Raw genomic sequence first — 16,549 nt, forward strand, 5'->3', positions numbered from 1 at the left:
CAGAATTGTCATATTAGTGACAGCATCGGGTACCGCAGCAGGATTTAAAGTATCTTCAAATACTGCCCGATGCTGCGCGCGGCGCGAATGAGCATTTCTCGCCGCAGGCTGCTAAGGCACTCCATTCGAAGTTCCGGACGCCAGCCAAATCAGACTCATGAATTTCCCACCGCCCTCAAAAAATCTCTCCGGCACCATCCTGGCTGCCGCGGTCGCGCTAGCGCTGGCCGGATGCGCAGTCGGCCCAGACTATGTACGCCCTGCCATGGACCTGCCCGCCCACTATAAGGAAAGCGGCCCCTGGAAGCAGGCGGAACCGCAGCAGATCGACAGCAGCCACAACTGGTGGGAAGCGTATGGCGACAGCACGCTGAACACGCTGATGCAGCAAGCCAACCAGGCCAACCAGAATATCGCCCAGGCCGAGGCCCAGTACCGCCAGGCGCGCGCTGCGGCGGACGCCGCGCGCTCAGGCTTCTGGCCGACGGTCGGCGTCAATGCCGGCACCGGCCGCTCGCTCAGCAACAGCAATGGCGTCCGCCTCGGCAACAACTACAGCGCCGGACTTCAGGGCAGCTGGGAACCGGATGTCTGGGGCGCCGTGCGGCGCTCGATGGAAGCCGGCGATGCCGGCAGCCAGGCCAGCGCGGCCAACCTGGCGGCTGCCCGTCTCAGCATCCAGGCGACCCTGGCGCAAGACTATCTGCAATTGCGCATTACCGACCTGCTGAAAGACTTGTACGCGCGCACCACCGCGGCCTACGCCCGCTCGCTCAAGCTGACACAAAGCCAGTACGCCGTCGGCGTCGCGCTGCGCTCGGATGTGGCGCTGGCGGAAAGCCAGCTGAAGACCGCCGAAGCGCAAGCCATCGACTTGCAGGCGCAGCGCAGCCAGCTGGAACATGCCATCGCCATCTTGACCGGCCAGGCGCCAGCCGGATTCACGCTGGCGGCGGCGCCGGCCGATCCGCAAATGGTGGCCAAGATGCAGGCAGGCTTGCCGGCGATCCCGGCCGGACTGCCGTCGGACCTGCTGGAGCGGCGGCCGGATATCTCCAACGCCGAACGCAATGTGGCGGTGGCGAACGCCAATATCGGCGTCGCCAAGGCGGCTTACTTCCCGGCGCTGACGCTGAGCGCCAGCGGCGGCTTCAACAGCAGCAGCCTGGCGCAATGGTTCAATACGCCAAGCCGGGTGTGGTCGCTGGGAGCGGCGCTGGCCGAAACGATTTTCGACGGCGGCCTGCGCCGCGCCCATACGGCGCAGGCGGTCGCAGTGTATGACGCAGCAGTGGCGCAGTACAAGCAAACGGTGCTGGGCGGCTTCCAGGAAGTGGAAGACAACCTGGCGAGGCTGAATGTGCTGGACCAGGAATCGGTGGCCCAAGGGCAAGCCGTGAAAGCCTCGCAGCTGGCCGAGCAGCTGGCGCTCAGCCAGTACCGCGCCGGCACCGCCACCTACCTGGCGGTAGTTACAGCGCAAACGCTGGCGCTGAGCAATGAGCGCACCCTGGTGCAGCTGGTGGGACGCCAGCTGGTCGCCAGCGTGGCGCTGATCAAGGCGGTCGGCGGCGGCTGGGATGCGTCCCAGCTGAACCAGCCTGACAACGCCGCGCAAGCAAAAAACAACAATACTGCCAATTAATTTTCCGAGCCGACGACATGACCACCACACTTTCCAAAACCCGTTCGACGCTGCTGATCACTGCCGCGATACTGGTCCTGATCGGCGCCGCCGGCTGGGGCCTGAGCCACAAAGCTGACGCTGCCGCGCCGCCGGCCGCCACAGCGCCGGCGGTATCGGTGAGCACCACGCCGGTGAAGCAACAAGATGTGCCGATGTACCTGTCCGGCGTCGGCACCGTCACCTCCAACGCTAGCGTGACAGTCAAGGCGCGCATCGACGGCCAGCTCGACAAGGTCGGCTTCGTCGAAGGCCAGGACGTCAAGGCCGGCCAGTTGCTGGCGCAAATCGATCCGCGCACCTTGCAGGCGCAGCTGGCGCAAGCGGTGGCGCAAAAAGCCAAGGACCAGGCGACGCTGGTCAACGCCAGGCTCGACCTGCAACGCTACACCACGCTGGTGCAGCAAGACGCCGCCACGCAACAGACCCTGGATGCGCAACATGCCCAGGTCAACCAGCTGCAGGCCGCGGTGCAAGCCGACGATGCGCAAATCAGTTACGCCAAGGTACAGCTCAGCTTCACCAGCATCCTGGCGCCGATCAGCGGCCGCGTCGGCGCCCGCCTGGTCGACCCCGGCAACATCGTCCACGCCGCCGATACCAACGGCCTGGTGGTGATCAACCAGATCGATCCGATCGCGGTGGTGTTCACCTTGCCGGAAGAGAGCTTCCAGAATATCAACGCCGCCCTGCACGGCAGCCAGAAGCCGCTCGCGGTGCAGGCCTTTGCCCGCAACAGCAGCGCCATGCTGTCGCAGGGCAGCCTGACCCTGCTGAACAATCAGATCGACACCAGCACCGGCACCGTGCAGCTGAAAGGGATTTTCCAGAACCAGTCGCATGTGCTGTGGCCGGGCCAGTACGTCAACGTGCGGCTGGTGCTGGGCGACCGCAAGCAAGCTTTGACGATTCCGGCCAGCGCCGTGCAGCGCAGCCAGGACGGCACTTACGCCTACGTGATTGACGCCGGCGGCAAGGCGCAGATCCAGACCATCCAGGTGGCGAATATCCAGGACGGCATCGCCGTCATCGACAAGGGCTTGAGCGCCGGGCAACGGGTAGTGGTCGACGGCCAGTACAAGCTGAAGCCGGGCATCAAGGTGAGCGAGGATACTGCAGTGCACGGCAACAGCAGCGCTTCCAGTGCGGCGGCAGCCGCATCTAAGGGGGCAAGCAATTGAGCATCTCCGCCACCTTCATTAAACGCCCTATCGGCACCACCCTGCTAGCGCTTGCGATTTTCCTGGTGGGCGCAGCGGTGTGGCCGCTGCTGCCGGTGGCGCCGCTGCCGCAGGTAGATTTCCCGACCATCCAGGTCTCCGCCAACCTGCCCGGCGGCAGTCCGGAAACTATGGCGTCGAGCGTGGCGCAGCCGCTGGAACGGCAGTTCTCGCTGATCGCCGGCTTGTCGCAGATGACTTCCAGCAGCTCGCTCGGCTCCTCGCAAATCACGCTGCAGTTCGACCTCAACCGCAACATCGACGCCGCCGCCCTCGACGTCCAGGCGGCAATCACCGCCGCCAGCGGCCAGTTGCCGGCCAACCTGCCGAGTCCACCGACCTTCCGCAAGGTCAACCCGGCCGATTCGCCGATCCTGGTGATCGCGGTGCAGTCGGACGCCTTGCCGCTGATCCAGGTGAATGACTTCGCCGACAACATCCTGGCGCAGCAGATTTCGCAGATTCCCGGCGTCGGCCTGGTGAATATCGGCGGCGTGCAAAAACCGGCGGTGCGGATCCAGGTCGATCCGACCAAGCTGTCCGCCATCGGCATCAGCCTGGAAGACATCCGCGGCGTAATCGCCAGCACTACCGTCAACCAGCCTAAGGGCACGGTCGACGGCGCCAAGCAAAGCTTCACCGTCTACACCAATGACCAGCTGCTGAGCGCCGAGCCTTGGAACGACATGGTGCTGGCCTACAAGAACGGCGCGCCGATCCGCGTGCGCGACGTCGGCGTCGCGGTAGACGCGCCGGAGAACGTCAAGGTCGCCGGCTGGGCCTATGCCGGCGCCGCCGCGGCGGCCGGCAACACCATCATCAACGGCCGCTCGATCGTGCTGGCAGTGACCAAGCAGCCTGGCGCCAACGTCATCGAAACCGTGGACCGCATCAAGGCCGCCATGCCGCGCCTGCAGGCTGCAATCCCGCCGACCGTGCATATCAACACTCTGATCGACCGCACCCAGACCATCCGCGCATCGGTGGCCGACGTCGAGTTCACGCTGGTGCTGACCATCGCCCTGGTGGTGCTGGTGATTTTCCTGTTCCTGCGCAACGTGCCGGCTACCCTGATCCCTAGCGTGACGGTGCCGCTGGCGCTGCTCGGCACGGCCGGCATCATGTATCTGCTGGGCTTCAGCCTGGACAACCTGTCGCTGATGGCGCTGACCATTGCAGTCGGCTTCGTGGTCGACGACGCCATCGTCATGCTGGAAAATATCTACCGCTATGTAGAAGAAGGCATGACGCCGATGGAAGCGGCCTACAAGGGCGCCGGAGAAATCGGCTTCACGATCATCTCGATCTCGGTATCGCTGGTGGCGGTGTTCATTCCGCTGCTGCTGATGGGCGGTATCGTCGGCCGTTTGTTCCGTGAATTTGCGATTACCGTGACACTGACGATCGCGGTCTCGGTGGCGATTTCATTGACCCTGACGCCAATGCTCTGCTCGCGTTTCCTGAAGCCGCACTCGGCCGAATCGCATGGCCGCATGTATCAGATGTTCGAGCGCGGTTTCGATGCCATGCTGAACGGCTACAAGCGCGGTTTGCACGTAGTGTTGCGCCACCAGTTCATCACTCTGATGGTGTTCTTCGCCACCATGATCGCCACCGTGGCGCTGTTCATCGTGATCCCGAAAGGCTTCTTCCCGCAGCAGGATACCGGCTTCGTTTTCGGTTTTGCCGAATCCGGACAGGACTCGTCGTTCTCCTCGATGAACCGGCGCATGCTGGCGCTGGCCGATATCGTGCGCAAGGATCCGGACGTTACCGGCTTTGGCATGAGCGGCGGCCAGAACACCTTCAACACCGGCAATTTCTTCATCAGCCTGAAGCCGAAGGATGAGGGACGCACCGCCAGCGCCGACGAGATCATCACCCGCCTGCGGCCGCAGCTGGCCAAGGTGCAAGGGGTCAACCTGTTCCTCCAGGCCGGCCAGGATATCAACGTCGGCGGCCGCTTGTCGCGCACCCAGTACCAGTACACGCTGACCGACTCCAACCTGGATGAACTGAACGTCTGGGCGCCGAAATTGCTGAGCCGCTTCCGCCAGTTGCCAGAGCTGACCGATGTCGCCTCCGACCAGCAGAATGCCGCCGCCTCGGCCAGCCTGACCATCGACCGCGCGCGCGCCTCCAGCTTCGGCATCACACCGGCGCTGATCGACTCCACCATCTACGATGCGATCGGCCAGCGCCAGGTGGCACAGTACTTCACCCAGATCAACAGCTACCACGTGATCCTGGAAGTGACGCCCAAGCTGCAGCAAGATCCCGACCTGTTCAGCAAGCTCTACCTGACTTCGCCGGTCACTGGCCAGCAGGTGCCGCTGTCGACTTTCGTCACCATCGACACCAATAAGACTTCCTATCTGTCGATCAGCCACCAGGGCCAGTTCCCGGCGGTGACGATTTCCTTCAACCTGGCGCCTGGCGTGGCGCTGGGCGAAGCGGTCGACGCCATCACCAAGGCGCAGAACCAGATGGGCGTGCCGCCGACTCTGACCGGCGCCTTCCAGGGCACCGCCAAGGCTTTCGGCGATTCGCTGTCGTCGCAACCCTACCTGATCGCCGCCGCCCTCGTTGCGGTATACATTGTGCTGGGCCTGCTGTACGAAAGCTACATCCATCCGCTGACTATTCTGTCGACCCTGCCGTCGGCCGGCGTCGGCGCCCTGCTGATCCTGATGATGGGCGGTTATGATCTGAGCGTGATTGCGCTGATCGGCATCATCCTGCTGATCGGCATCGTCAAGAAGAACGGCATCATGATGATCGACTTTGCCCTGACCGCAGAACGGCAGCACGGCATGAAACCGGAAGAAGCGATCTACCAGGCTTGCCTGCTGCGCTTCCGGCCGATCATGATGACCACCATGTGCGCGCTGCTGAGCGGCTTGCCGTTGATGCTGGGGCATGGCGCCGGTTCGGAACTTCGTCGTCCGCTGGGCTATGCCATGGTCGGCGGCCTGGTGCTGTCGCAGGCGCTGACCTTGTTCACCACGCCGGTAGTCTATCTATACCTGGACCGCGCCCATTACTGGTATGAGCGCCGCAAGGAAGCGCGGCGTGCGCGCAAGGCGGCGCGTAAAGCCACTGCAACATCGGGCGCCACCGTGATAGATTCGAAATAATCAAAACAGAAATTGCCCAATCCTGCACTGCGCCATGTTGCTAGCGCTGAGCAGGATAGAACAGGAGACCCGCATCACATGAAGATCCTGATCGTCGAAGATGAACTGAAGACCGCTGACTACCTATGCAAGGGATTGACCGAGCAAGGCTGTGTGGTCGACGTCGCCCATGACGGCATTGACGGCCAGCACCTGGCCTTGCAGCACGATTACGATGTGATCGTGCTGGACGTCATGCTGCCCGGCGTCGACGGCTTTTCGGTCTTGCATGCGCTGCGTGAAATCAAGCAGACCCCGGTCATCATGCTGACCGCGCGCGACCGCGTGGAAGACCGCATCAAGGGCCTGCAGGGCGGCGCCGACGATTATCTGGTCAAGCCGTTTTCCTTCCTCGAACTGCTGGCGCGCTTGCAGGCGCTGACCCGGCGCGGCCGTGCGCTGGAGCCGGCGCAGCTGCGGATTGCCGATCTGCAGATCGACCTGATCAGCCGCAAAGCCTATCGCGCCAATGTCCGCATCGACCTCACCGCCAAGGAATTTTCCCTGCTGGCGGTGCTGGCGCGGCGGCAAGGCGAAATCCTGTCGAAAACAGCAATCGCCGAACTGGTATGGGACATGAACTTCGACAGCAACACGAATGTGGTCGAGGTCGCCATCAAGCGCTTGCGCGCCAAGATCGATGCGCCGTTCAGCCTTAAGCTGCTGCACACCATACGCGGCATGGGTTATGTGCTGGAACCGCGCGAGCCACGCGAAACGCACGAAACGCACCATCACGAGAGCCAGGGATGAGACGCTCCATCAAAGTCCGCCTGGTGGCGATGTTCGCGCTGGCCGCATTGCTGATTTTCTCGCTGATCGGCAGCGCCCTGTACGGCGTGCTGCAGCGCGAACTGGCGCGCCATCAGCACGATGAGCTCAGCACCCGCTTTCTCGACACCCAGTACATGATCCAGCACAACGGCGATCCTGCGCGCTGGCCGCGGGTGCAGGCCAAGCTGGATACGCTGACGCCGGCCGACGGCAGTTTCCGCTACTGGGTGCTGAGCGACGATCCGCGCTTCCAGTATGGCAAGGACCTGGCTGACATCGAAAAGATAGACCGCAACCCTGACGGCATGGGCAACCTGATGCTGCGCGGCCGCGAATATCCGCTGCATACCTTGACCAAGGCTCTGCCGCCGTTCGGCGAAAGGCCCGCGGTCAGGCTGATCGTGGCGGTGGATGCGGCGCCTTACATGCATACTCTGCGCGCCTTCATGATCGCACTGGTCGGCCTGTCGCTGCTGGGTGTGATGCTGGTGATGCTGCTCGGCTACTGGATTGCGCAAGTGGGATTGCGGCCGTTGAAGCAGTTGTCCAGCGCGGCGCAGTCGCTCGGCCCCAAGACGCTGTCGCAACGCTTGCAGATTGCGCCGCTGCCGGGCGAACTGTCGGACCTGACCGCCGCGTTCAATGGCGTGCTGGAGCGTATGGAAGCCGCCTACAACCAGCTGGAGGCGTTCAATGCCGACGTCGCCCACGAGCTGCGCACGCCGCTGGCCAACCTGATCGGCGAGACCCAGGTGGCCTTGTCGCGCCAGCGCACCGCGCCGCAATTCGAGGAAGTGCTGCAATCCAATCTGGAAGAGCTGGAGCGTTTGCGTTCGATCATCAACGACATGCTGTTCCTGGCGCGCGCCGACCAGGGCGAAGCCGCCACCAGCCTGGTGCGCACCTCGATAGCCCAGGAAATCAACAAGACCGTGGAGTTCTTCGAGTTTGTGCTGGACGAGTCGAAAATGACGGTAAAGGTGGATGGCGACATCGGCGCCGAAGCCTCGATCGAAACCTCGCTGTTCAAGCGCGCCATGAGCAATCTGCTGCATAACGCGATCCAGCATTCGACGCCCGGTGCGGCGATTGTGGTCACCATCACGCAGCAGCCGGCAGCGATCGGGATTGCCGTTTCCAACCCCGGTCAGCCGATCGCCGAGAACCATTTGCCGCGGCTGTTCGATCGCTTCTATCGCGTCGATGCCGCCCGCAACGACAAGGATCAAAGCCAGCTGCACGGCCACGGCCTAGGGCTGGCGATCGTCAAGGCGATCGCCAAGATGCACGGCGGCGGCGTGTTTGCCGACAGCGTGGCAGGCATGACGACTATCGGCTTCAGCATTCCCGCCACGGAACCAGCGGCGCACTGAGTCAGCCTGAGGCTTGCCTGAGCGATAACGGTGGCCGCTGACAAACTGGCAATCAAGCGATGGCACAACGTTGGGGAGGTGTTGCTGAGAAAAACCGTGCGGAATGATACTGAGGATAGAGGCGAGCCTTGTCTGCGGCACTTGCAGGAAATGGCTGTGGCTGCTTCGTTCCCGACCTGACCAGGTTGACCACGCCACAATGCGCAGGGGCCCGCCGGGGTGAATTGTACCGCATTGCGTCATTGCTGGCAGCGCTTTTTACAGCTTTTTGGCAGGCGCTGCCATTTTCCGCATTATTTATATAAAGCGTTTCCCATAAATCCAGATTTACAGGCCGAGCTCTTGCCAGATCTGGTCGACCCGCGTCTTCACCTCGTCCGACATGCTGATGGTGCGCCCCCACTCACGGCTGGTTTCACCCGGCCATTTATTGGTGGCGTCGATTCCCATCTTGCTGCCAAGGCCACTCACCGGCGAGGCGAAATCGAGATAATCGATCGGCGTGTTGTCCACTATTGTAGTGTCGCGGATCGGATCCACTCGCGTAGTGATGGCCCAGATCACCTCATTCCAGTCACGGATATTGACGTCCTCGTCGACCACCACGATGAACTTGGTATACATGAACTGGCGCAGGAAGCTCCAGACGCCGAACATCACCCGCTTGGCATGGCCGGCATAGGCCTTTTTCATTTGCACTACCGCCATGCGGTAGCTGCACCCTTCCGGCGGCAGATAGAAATCGGTGATTTCGGAAAACTGCTTTTGCAGCAAGGGGATGAATACTTCGTTCAGCGCCACGCCCAGCACCGCCGGCTCATCCGGCGGCTTGCCTGTATACGTAGAGTGATAGATCGGCGACTTGCGCATCGTGATGCGGTCGATGGTGAACACCGGGAACCAGTCCTGCTCGTTGTAGTAGCCGGTGTGGTCGCCGTAAGGCCCCTCCAGCGCCATTTCATAGCCGGACGGATGCGAGGGGTCGGGATTGATATGCCCTTCCAGCACGATCTCGGCCGAGGCCGGCACCCGCAACTCGCTACCGATGGCCTTGACCAGCTCGGTGCGGCTGCCGCGCAGCAGGCCGGCGAACTGGTATTCGGACAGGCTGTCCGGCACCGGCGTCACCGCGCCTAATATAGTAGCGGGATCGGCGCCCAGCGCCACCGCCACCGGATACGGCTTGCCGCCGGTGGCGATCGCATGCTCGCGGAAATCCAGCGCGCCGCCGCGATGCGCCAGCCAGCGCATGATGACCTTGTTGCGACCCAGCACCTGCTGGCGGTAGATGCCGAGGTTCTGGCGCTTCTTGTGCGGTCCTTTGGTGATCACCAGGCCCCAGGTGATCAACGGCGCCACATCGCCCGGCCAGCAATGCTGGATCGGCAGCCTGGCCAGGTCGACGTCGTTGCCTTCCCAGACGATATCCTGGCATGGCGCCGAGCGCTGCTCCTTGGGCGCCATGTCCCACAAGGATTTCACCAGCGTGCCGAGGCCGAGGATATCTTTAAAACCTTTCGGCGGTTCCGGTTCTTTCAGCGACGCCAGCACGTGGCCGATGCGCCGCAATTCGCTGACGTCGTCGGCTCCCATGCCTAGCGCGACGCGGCGCGGCGTACCGAATAAATTGCCTAGCACAGGTATCGAATGCCCTGTCGGATTCTCAAAAAGCAGCGCCGGACCGCCGGCGCGCAAAGTGCGATCGCAGATCTCCGTCATCTCCAAATAAGGTGAAATCGGCGTTGAAATCCGTTTTAGCTCGCCAATTTGTTCCAATTTGATAACAAAATCACGTAAATCTGAATATTTCATGGATTCTTACAATCTTTATGAATGTTAATTCGACAATTAAGGCTTCCCAGCGAAGTGCTTGATTTTATTGGCTCACAGCGGTAAACCGGCATATTCTTTATACATAAAAGTTATTGATTTAATTTTTTATAGTATTGACTCGATATAAACCGCCCCCTACAATGCGCCCAGCTTGAAGCAGTCGCAACGTCCAAAAAGCGTTTTCATGACGACTCTCAATACTCACGGGATCGGGGTCCCACATGACATTTTAAGGAGTGTTTTCAAAAGGCGTCAGCCTTCTCCCCCGAACAAGTTGTTTGCCAGCGGCACGGCGCATTCCTGCAGCCGACCAGCTTGGAGCCGCATAAGCGCAAACAGCAACGACGTCTGGCATGACGCACACAGCATGCGAAGCCAGGCGATATTGATTACGGTGCACGCAGCTTCAGTATTTTCGCCCCCCGCTGTTCCAAGGGGCCTGCATGCGCCGCGACGATTCTGGAGGTTCAATTGTTAGCAAGATCTACCAAGGCATTATCTAGTTGGGCTACGCCCGGATATTTAAGAAAACTTAGCAGCGAATCGATCAACGGCGCGGTCAACAGCGCGCTGTTCGCCCGCGACACCGTCGGCGGCCTTATCGCCACTACCCGCGTCACTGTCCTGTTCAGCGGCATCCTGGCCCTGATCGGACTCAGCACCATGCTGATCAGCCCGAATCTGGCCCTCAAGCTGCAAAGCCTGCCGCTGTTCGCCAGCAGCGCTCCGCAAGCGGCTGCAGCAGTTAGCGTTCAGGCAAGCGCTCCGGCGGCCGGCAAAAATGTCGCCAGCCTGACCGTGCCGGCGCCAAGCGCAAACGTGAATCACCTGCTGCACATGGATGGCTTTCCCAAGGCAGTCAAACCGCTCGACAACTCGCGTCAGCAGCAATGGGTCACCAACTGGCTGTCCAAGCGTTATCGCGTCGCCGGCGACGCCACCAACATGTTCGTGACGACTGCCTACAAGACCGCACGCGAAACCAAGCTGGATCCGCTCCTGATCCTGGCCGTGATGGCGATCGAGTCGGGCTTGAATCCGTTTGCCGAAAGCCCGGTTGGCGCGCAAGGCCTGATGCAGGTCATGTCGAAAGTGCATGAAGACAAGTTTGAAAGCATGGGCGGCATCAAGGCCGCGCTGAATCCGACTGCCAACATCAAGGTCGGCTCCATGATCCTCAAGGACTACGTGACCCAGGGCGGTTCGGTCGAAGCCGGCCTGAAGCGCTATGTCGGCGCCGCCGCCTTCGCCAACGACGGCGGCTACGGCTACAAGGTATTGGCTGAATATCGCCGCCTGCAAGACGTCGCTACCGGCAAGAATGTTCCTTCGACCGGTTCGACAGCGCCGATCGCGACGCCTAAGGCGCGTCCGATACAAGCCGTTGCTCCTGCAGATGCCGTTGCACCGACGCCAGCCGAAGCCGCAGTCAGCGTGCCGGATGCCATCGAACATCGTATCCAGCAGTCTGACAACCAGCGCAATCCGCTGCCGCTGACCTAAGCATTGCCACGACCGCGCGAGCCTTGGCGCTCCGCATCGAAGACAAAGCCCGCCTCTTTCCTTGGCGGGCTTTTTTTTCGCGTCCCGCATCCACCACCTGCCCGCCTCTTCCTCAAACAATCGCGCCAGCCAGCTTGAAAGCGCAGCGGTGCATGCATGTATTGACATTGCCCTGACATTGGTCAAGTCGAAATTGAAGAAAATACTGCTTATATATCAAGCACTTGCATCAACAGATATATATTTTTCCGAAGAAATATTTGGAAAATCTACAGTTCAGTTCCTCCGTCAATTTTTGCAAAGATCATTTATAGTGAAAAAAAATATCTCTACCGTTACCTTGCTCGCCACGCTGATGGCGTCATCCGCGGCCTTCGCCGCCAATCAGTCCGCCCCTGCCGAAAACGCCAGCGGCCCGTTCATCGGCGCCGGCATCGGCTCCTCGAACAGCAATCGTGTCAATGCCCCCTCAGACGGCCAGGCGTCCAGCGACAAGACCGCTTTCAACCTTTATGGCGGCTACAACATCAATGAAAATTTCGGCGTCAAGCTAGGCTACCGGAATTTCGGCAAGGCCACCGTATCGCGCGCAGACCTGCCGGGAATGACGGCCAGGACCAGCGGCTTCAGCCTGTCGGCGGTGGGCTCCTATCCTATCGCTCCAGACTGGGCGCTGGTCGGCGAGGCCGGTATCATGCGCTATGAAATCAAGCACGGCAGCTCGATTTCCGACAGCAAAGGCAACAAGTTCTTCGGCGCGCTCGGCGTCAAGTATTCCTTGGCTAAAAACATTGATCTGATTGCAGATTACACGCGCTATGGCAAGGTGGGCCTGGACTATGGCGGCAGCCAAGTGAATCTGGATACGCTCGGCCTCAACTTGCAATATCGCTTCTAACGACTTTTCTGGCGAGAACAAGAAAAAGGGGACTGGCACGAATGCCTAGTCCCCCTTTTTTGCAAATCAGGCAAACCCGAACTTACTCGCCCAGATAGGCCGCCTTCACCTTAGGATCATCCAGCATATCCTTGGCGTTGCCGCTCATGGTCACCAGGCCTGAATCCATCACATAGGCACGGTGCGCCGCTTCCAGCGCCAGCTTGGCATTCTGCTCGACCAGCAGGATCGTGATCCCTTGCGCGGAAACGTTGCGGATGACTTCAAAGATCTTTTCCACCATGATCGGCGACAAACCCATAGACGGCTCATCCAGCAGCAGCAGCTTTGGATGGCTCATCAATGCACGCGCCATCGCCAGCATCTGCTGTTCGCCGCCGGACAAGGTGCCGGCCATTTGGGCGGCACGCTCTTTCAGGCGCGGGAACACGGTAAACCACTTTTCGATATCGGCAGCGATGCCAGCCTTGTCGTCACGGGTATACGCCCCCATCAGGAGGTTTTCCTGGATGCTCATGCGGGTGAATACGCCACGCCCTTCCGGCACCATCGCCAGCTTTTGCTTGACCAGGTTGAACGAGGTCGTGCCCTTGGTATGCTCTCCCATATAGTGCATCTCACCTTCGACTTTACATTGCGGCAAAGTCCCGGTGATGGCTTTCAGCGTGGTGGTCTTGCCGGCACCGTTGGCGCCGATCAGCGTCACCAGTTCGCCTTCGTTGACGTCGAGGTTGATGCCCTTGACTGCCTGGATGCCGCCGTAGGCGACTTTCAGGTTGCTGACTTTCAGGATATTGGTTGCCATTAGTGACCACCTCCCAGATAGGCTTCAATCACGGCCGGGTTCTTCTGGATTTCGGCAGGCAATCCTTCAGCAATCGGCTTGCCGTAGTCCAGCACGGTCAGGCGGTCGCACAAGCCCATCATCAGCTTGACATCATGTTCGATCAGCAAAATGGTCTTTCCTTCATTCTTGATTTTCACCAGCAACTCGCGCAGCGCCAGTTTTTCGGTGGCGTTCATGCCTGCTGCCGGTTCGTCCAACGCCAGCAATTGCGGATCGGTAGCCAGCGCCCGGGCGATTTCCAGGCGCCGTTGATCGCCATATGACAAGTGCCGCGCGGTACGCTCGCCGAAACGGCCGATGCCGACGAAATCCAGCAGTTCCTGCGAACGCTTGCGGATAGCCAGTTCTTCCGTGCGCGCCGCCTTGTGGCGGAACACAGCGCCGAACAGGCCCTGCTTGGTGCGCACGTGGCAACCCACCATGACGTTTTCCAGTACGGTCATCTCGCCGAACAGGCGGATGTTCTGGAACGTACGGGCGATGCCGGCCTTGGCCACTTCATGCGGCGCCGACGGCGAGTAAGGCTTGCCGGACAGCTCGAACGTGCCGGTATCGGCCTGGTACAAGCCGGTGATGACATTGAAGAACGTCGTCTTGCCGGCGCCGTTCGGTCCGATCAGGCCATAAATCTGGCCCTTCAGGATCTTGACGTTGACTTCGGACAAGGCCTGCAAACCGCCGAACCGTTTATTGACGCCGGAGATATTTAAAATAGTTTGTGCGCTCATGTGATCTCCTTAAGCCTCTACCACGCCGGTCGCCAGCGTAGGTTTATCGATATCGGCATCCGGCCGATCCTCGTGCTTAGGCGCAGGCCACAAGCCGGCTGGACGGGTCAACATGATGACTACCATCGCCAGACCGTACAACAGCTGGCGCAGCACTTCGGCATCGATCAGCACCTTGCCGAAAACAGCCATCTGCATCGGCTCCACGGTGTGCCGCAGCACTTCAGGCAATGCCGCCAGCAATATGCCACCCAGCACCACGCCCGGAATATGCCCCATGCCGCCCAGCACCACCATCGCCAGTACCGCGATCGACTCGGTCAAAGAGAACGATTCCGGCGAGACGAAGCCCTGGAACGAGGCAAACATGGCGCCAGCGACGCCGCCAAACGAGGCGCCCATCGTAAACGCCAGCAGCTTCATGTTGCGGGTATTGATGCCCATTGCCTTGGCGGCGATTTCGTCTTCACGTATCGCCACCCAGGCACGGCCCAGGCGCGAGTTCTGCAAGCGGATCGAAATAATGATGATTGCGATACACAGGACGAGGAACAGGAAGTAGTAGGCATTCACCGACGGCAGGCTGAAACTGCCCAGCTGGACCGTCGCATTGGAACCGCGCTCCCCTGCCAGCGAGACGCCGAAGATGCGGATAGGATCGATCAGGTTGATACCCTGCGGACCGTTGGTGATGTTCACCGGCGCATTCAGGTTATTCATGAAAATCCGGATGATTTCACCGAAACCGAGTGTCACGATAGCCAGATAATCGCCGCGCAGCTTGAGTGTCGGAGCGCCGAGAATGGCGCCGAACATCCCTGCCAGCGCCGCTCCCAGCGGCACGATCACCCACAACGACAAGTGGATGCCGTTCTGGACAATTTCCGGGCCGCAGATCATCACCAGGAAATTGCCGATGGCCGGATAGGTATTCACAAACGATTCCAGCACCGAAGCAAACTGTGGCGACGCCAGCAAGCCGGTCATGTAGGCGCCGATCGCATAGAACGCGATGTAGCCGAGATCGAGCAGGCCGGCAAAACCGACCACGATGTTCAAACCTAGCGCCAGCATGATGTAGAGCAGCGCGAAGTCCATGATGCGGACCCAGGAATTACCGAAATTGGCGGCAATGAACGGGAAGATCACGAACAGGATAGCGAGGGCAACCAAGCTGGTGTAAGCCTTGGTCGGGTTCTTTTTGGTGTCGAAGAAGCTAGCCATATATCCTCCCCGATCAAGCGCGGTCAGCCACACGTTCGCCCATGATGCCGGACGGACGCAAGGTCAAGACAATGATCAGCACGATGAAGGCAAAGATATCCTGGTAGTTACTACCGAAGAAGTTGCCGGTCAGGTCGCCGATATAGCCAGCTCCCAGGCTCTCGATCAGGCCCAGTATGATACCGCCCAGCATGGCGCCGTAGATATTGCCGATACCGCCCAGCACCGCGGCGGAGAACGCCTTCAAGCCGGGCACGAAGCCCATCGCGAACTGCGCAGAAGAGTAGTTCGCGCCCCACATCACGCCGGCGACGGCAGCCAGTGCGGCGCCGATGGCGAAGGTCATGACGATGACGCGGTTGGAATCGACCCCCATCAGGCCGGCGACCCGCGGATTTTCCGCGGTGGCGCGCATGGCGCGGCCCATCTTGGTTTTTTCAACCAGCATCACCAGGCCGAACATCGAAGCGGCAGCCAGCACCAGCAGCATGATCTGCGTCGGCGAGATCAGCGCGCCGAAGATATGCACAGGGTCGGACGGCATGACTTGCGGGACTGGCAGCGGGCTGCGGCCCCAGATCATCATGGCGAAAGTCTGCAGCAGGATGGAAACGCCGATCGCCGTGATCAGCGGCGCCAGGCGCGGCGCATTGCGCAACGGCCGGTAGGCGACCCGTTCAATGATCAGGCTGACAATGACGCAGACCGGAATGGCGCCGATGATGGCGATCGCCAGCTGGACTATGCCAGGCAGGCCGGGAGCGACATGCTGCAGCAGCTTGAGGATGGACAAGCCAACCATCGCGCCTATCATCAGGATATCGCCGTGGGCGAAGTTAATCAGGTTCAACACGCCGTATACCATCGTATAACCGAGGGCAATCAACGCATACATGCTTCCCAGCACCAAGCCGTTGATAACTTGTTGGATAAAGATATCCATAATTTCCTTTGTGTGTTTCGGTTCAAATCGGTCAGAACACTATTGCGACCATCTCAGAGGCTGCACAGCAAAAATCATTCCCGATACAAAAACGGCACCCTGGAGAAGTCCTGGTGCCGTGGGGATGCGCCCTTCCGCCTAGCTGGAAAGGTAATCTGGCATTGCGTGAATAGCCGGAATATGAAGGATGAACGGGGTACACATATTATTTGTCTCCTTATACGTCTTTATGTAAAAACGTTTTTATCTTAAAGCGCCTTGTCTCGGTGGACAAATGCACCATGACCGTGCAGATTATAGCTAACGTTGAGCGATAATCAACTCTGACGGCACTACAATATTACTC

Annotated in this window: 12 protein-coding genes and 1 other RNA gene; 7 read left to right on the forward strand and 6 right to left on the reverse strand. The window is 60.3% G+C overall.

Annotated elements, in window-relative coordinates; all coding sequences use genetic code 11:
* Nucleotides 1-157 precede the first annotated feature (157 nt).
* The 5 genes from BCF11_RS03020 (at nt 158) to BCF11_RS03040 (ending at nt 8,227) form a co-directional block, all read left to right on the forward strand.
* A complete protein-coding gene (locus BCF11_RS03020) occupies nt 158-1,645 on the forward strand; it encodes an efflux transporter outer membrane subunit (RefSeq protein WP_098493426.1) in 1,488 nt (495 codons plus the stop codon).
* A gap of 17 nt (nt 1,646-1,662) precedes the next feature.
* Nucleotides 1,663-2,865, forward strand: a complete 1,203-nt coding sequence (locus BCF11_RS03025; RefSeq protein ID WP_098493427.1) for an efflux RND transporter periplasmic adaptor subunit — start codon at nt 1,663-1,665, stop codon at nt 2,863-2,865.
* A complete protein-coding gene (locus BCF11_RS03030) occupies nt 2,862-6,041 on the forward strand; it encodes an efflux RND transporter permease subunit (protein ID WP_098493428.1) in 3,180 nt (1,059 codons plus the stop codon). The genes BCF11_RS03025 and BCF11_RS03030 overlap by 4 nt, the downstream gene beginning before the upstream one ends.
* 78 nt (nt 6,042-6,119) lie before the next feature.
* Entirely contained in the window at nt 6,120-6,833 is a 714-nt protein-coding gene (locus tag BCF11_RS03035; RefSeq protein ID WP_098493429.1) for a heavy metal response regulator transcription factor, read from the forward strand.
* Entirely contained in the window at nt 6,830-8,227 is a 1,398-nt protein-coding gene (locus BCF11_RS03040; RefSeq protein ID WP_098493430.1) for a heavy metal sensor histidine kinase, read from the forward strand. Before BCF11_RS03035 ends, BCF11_RS03040 begins: the two co-directional genes overlap by 4 nt.
* Nucleotides 8,228-8,344: 117 nt before the next feature.
* On the opposite strand, the gene ffs is transcribed toward BCF11_RS03040, so the two are convergent.
* An RNA gene (gene ffs, locus BCF11_RS03045) (signal recognition particle sRNA small type) lies at nt 8,345-8,443 on the reverse strand.
* Between the two features lie 111 nt (nt 8,444-8,554).
* Entirely contained in the window at nt 8,555-10,039 is a 1,485-nt protein-coding gene (ubiD, locus tag BCF11_RS03050; protein WP_098493431.1) for a 4-hydroxy-3-polyprenylbenzoate decarboxylase, read from the reverse strand.
* Nucleotides 10,040-10,531: 492 nt separating this feature from the next.
* On the opposite strand from ubiD, the gene BCF11_RS03055 reads away from it, so the two are divergent.
* Both BCF11_RS03055 and BCF11_RS03060 read left to right on the forward strand, forming a co-directional pair.
* Nucleotides 10,532-11,563 carry a transglycosylase SLT domain-containing protein gene (locus BCF11_RS03055; protein ID WP_369827724.1) on the forward strand — a complete coding sequence of 344 codons (1,032 nt, stop codon included), beginning with the start codon at nt 10,532-10,534 and terminating at the stop codon, nt 11,561-11,563.
* Nucleotides 11,564-11,876: 313 nt separating this feature from the next.
* Nucleotides 11,877-12,461: a porin family protein gene (locus BCF11_RS03060; protein WP_098493432.1), complete on the forward strand. Its 585-nt coding sequence runs from the start codon at nt 11,877-11,879 to the stop codon at nt 12,459-12,461.
* 82 nt (nt 12,462-12,543) lie between these two features.
* Here the strand turns inward: BCF11_RS03060 and BCF11_RS03065 are convergent, their stop codons facing one another.
* The 4 genes from BCF11_RS03065 to BCF11_RS03080 are packed head-to-tail and all read right to left on the reverse strand — an operon-like array spanning nt 12,544 to nt 16,203.
* Nucleotides 12,544-13,266: an ABC transporter ATP-binding protein gene (locus BCF11_RS03065; protein WP_098493433.1), complete on the reverse strand. Its 723-nt coding sequence runs from the start codon at nt 13,264-13,266 to the stop codon at nt 12,544-12,546.
* Nucleotides 13,266-14,036 (reverse strand): ABC transporter ATP-binding protein, encoded by a 771-nt coding sequence (locus BCF11_RS03070; protein WP_098493434.1) that lies wholly within the window; start codon nt 14,034-14,036, stop codon nt 13,266-13,268. The genes BCF11_RS03065 and BCF11_RS03070 overlap by 1 nt, the downstream gene beginning before the upstream one ends.
* A gap of 9 nt (nt 14,037-14,045) precedes the next feature.
* Nucleotides 14,046-15,260: an ABC transporter ATP-binding protein gene (locus BCF11_RS03075; RefSeq protein ID WP_098493435.1), complete on the reverse strand. Its 1,215-nt coding sequence runs from the start codon at nt 15,258-15,260 to the stop codon at nt 14,046-14,048.
* Nucleotides 15,261-15,273: 13 nt separating this feature from the next.
* Nucleotides 15,274-16,203 carry a branched-chain amino acid ABC transporter permease gene (locus BCF11_RS03080; protein WP_098493436.1) on the reverse strand — a complete coding sequence of 310 codons (930 nt, stop codon included), beginning with the start codon at nt 16,201-16,203 and terminating at the stop codon, nt 15,274-15,276.
* Nucleotides 16,204-16,549 lie beyond the last annotated feature (346 nt).

The organism is Collimonas sp. PA-H2, from assembly GCF_002564105.1.
Lineage (GTDB): Bacteria > Pseudomonadota > Gammaproteobacteria > Burkholderiales > Burkholderiaceae_D > Collimonas.

What these genes read in the sequence shown, in the direction of transcription:
- BCF11_RS03020 (WP_098493426.1), top strand. Translation starts at nt 158, where the DNA reads ATGAATTTCCCACCGCCCTCAAAAAATCTCTCCGGCACCATCCTGGCT.
- BCF11_RS03025 (WP_098493427.1), top strand. Translation starts at nt 1,663, where the DNA reads ATGACCACCACACTTTCCAAAACCCGTTCGACGCTGCTGATCACTGCC.
- BCF11_RS03035 (WP_098493429.1), top strand. Translation starts at nt 6,120, where the DNA reads ATGAAGATCCTGATCGTCGAAGATGAACTGAAGACCGCTGACTACCTA.
- BCF11_RS03040 (WP_098493430.1), top strand. Translation starts at nt 6,830, where the DNA reads ATGAGACGCTCCATCAAAGTCCGCCTGGTGGCGATGTTCGCGCTGGCC.
- ubiD (WP_098493431.1), bottom strand. Translation starts at nt 10,039, where the DNA reads ATGAAATATTCAGATTTACGTGATTTTGTTATCAAATTGGAACAAATT.
- BCF11_RS03065 (WP_098493433.1), bottom strand. Translation starts at nt 13,266, where the DNA reads ATGGCAACCAATATCCTGAAAGTCAGCAACCTGAAAGTCGCCTACGGC.
- BCF11_RS03070 (WP_098493434.1), bottom strand. Translation starts at nt 14,036, where the DNA reads ATGAGCGCACAAACTATTTTAAATATCTCCGGCGTCAATAAACGGTTC.
- BCF11_RS03075 (WP_098493435.1), bottom strand. Translation starts at nt 15,260, where the DNA reads ATGGCTAGCTTCTTCGACACCAAAAAGAACCCGACCAAGGCTTACACC.
- BCF11_RS03080 (WP_098493436.1), bottom strand. Translation starts at nt 16,203, where the DNA reads ATGGATATCTTTATCCAACAAGTTATCAACGGCTTGGTGCTGGGAAGC.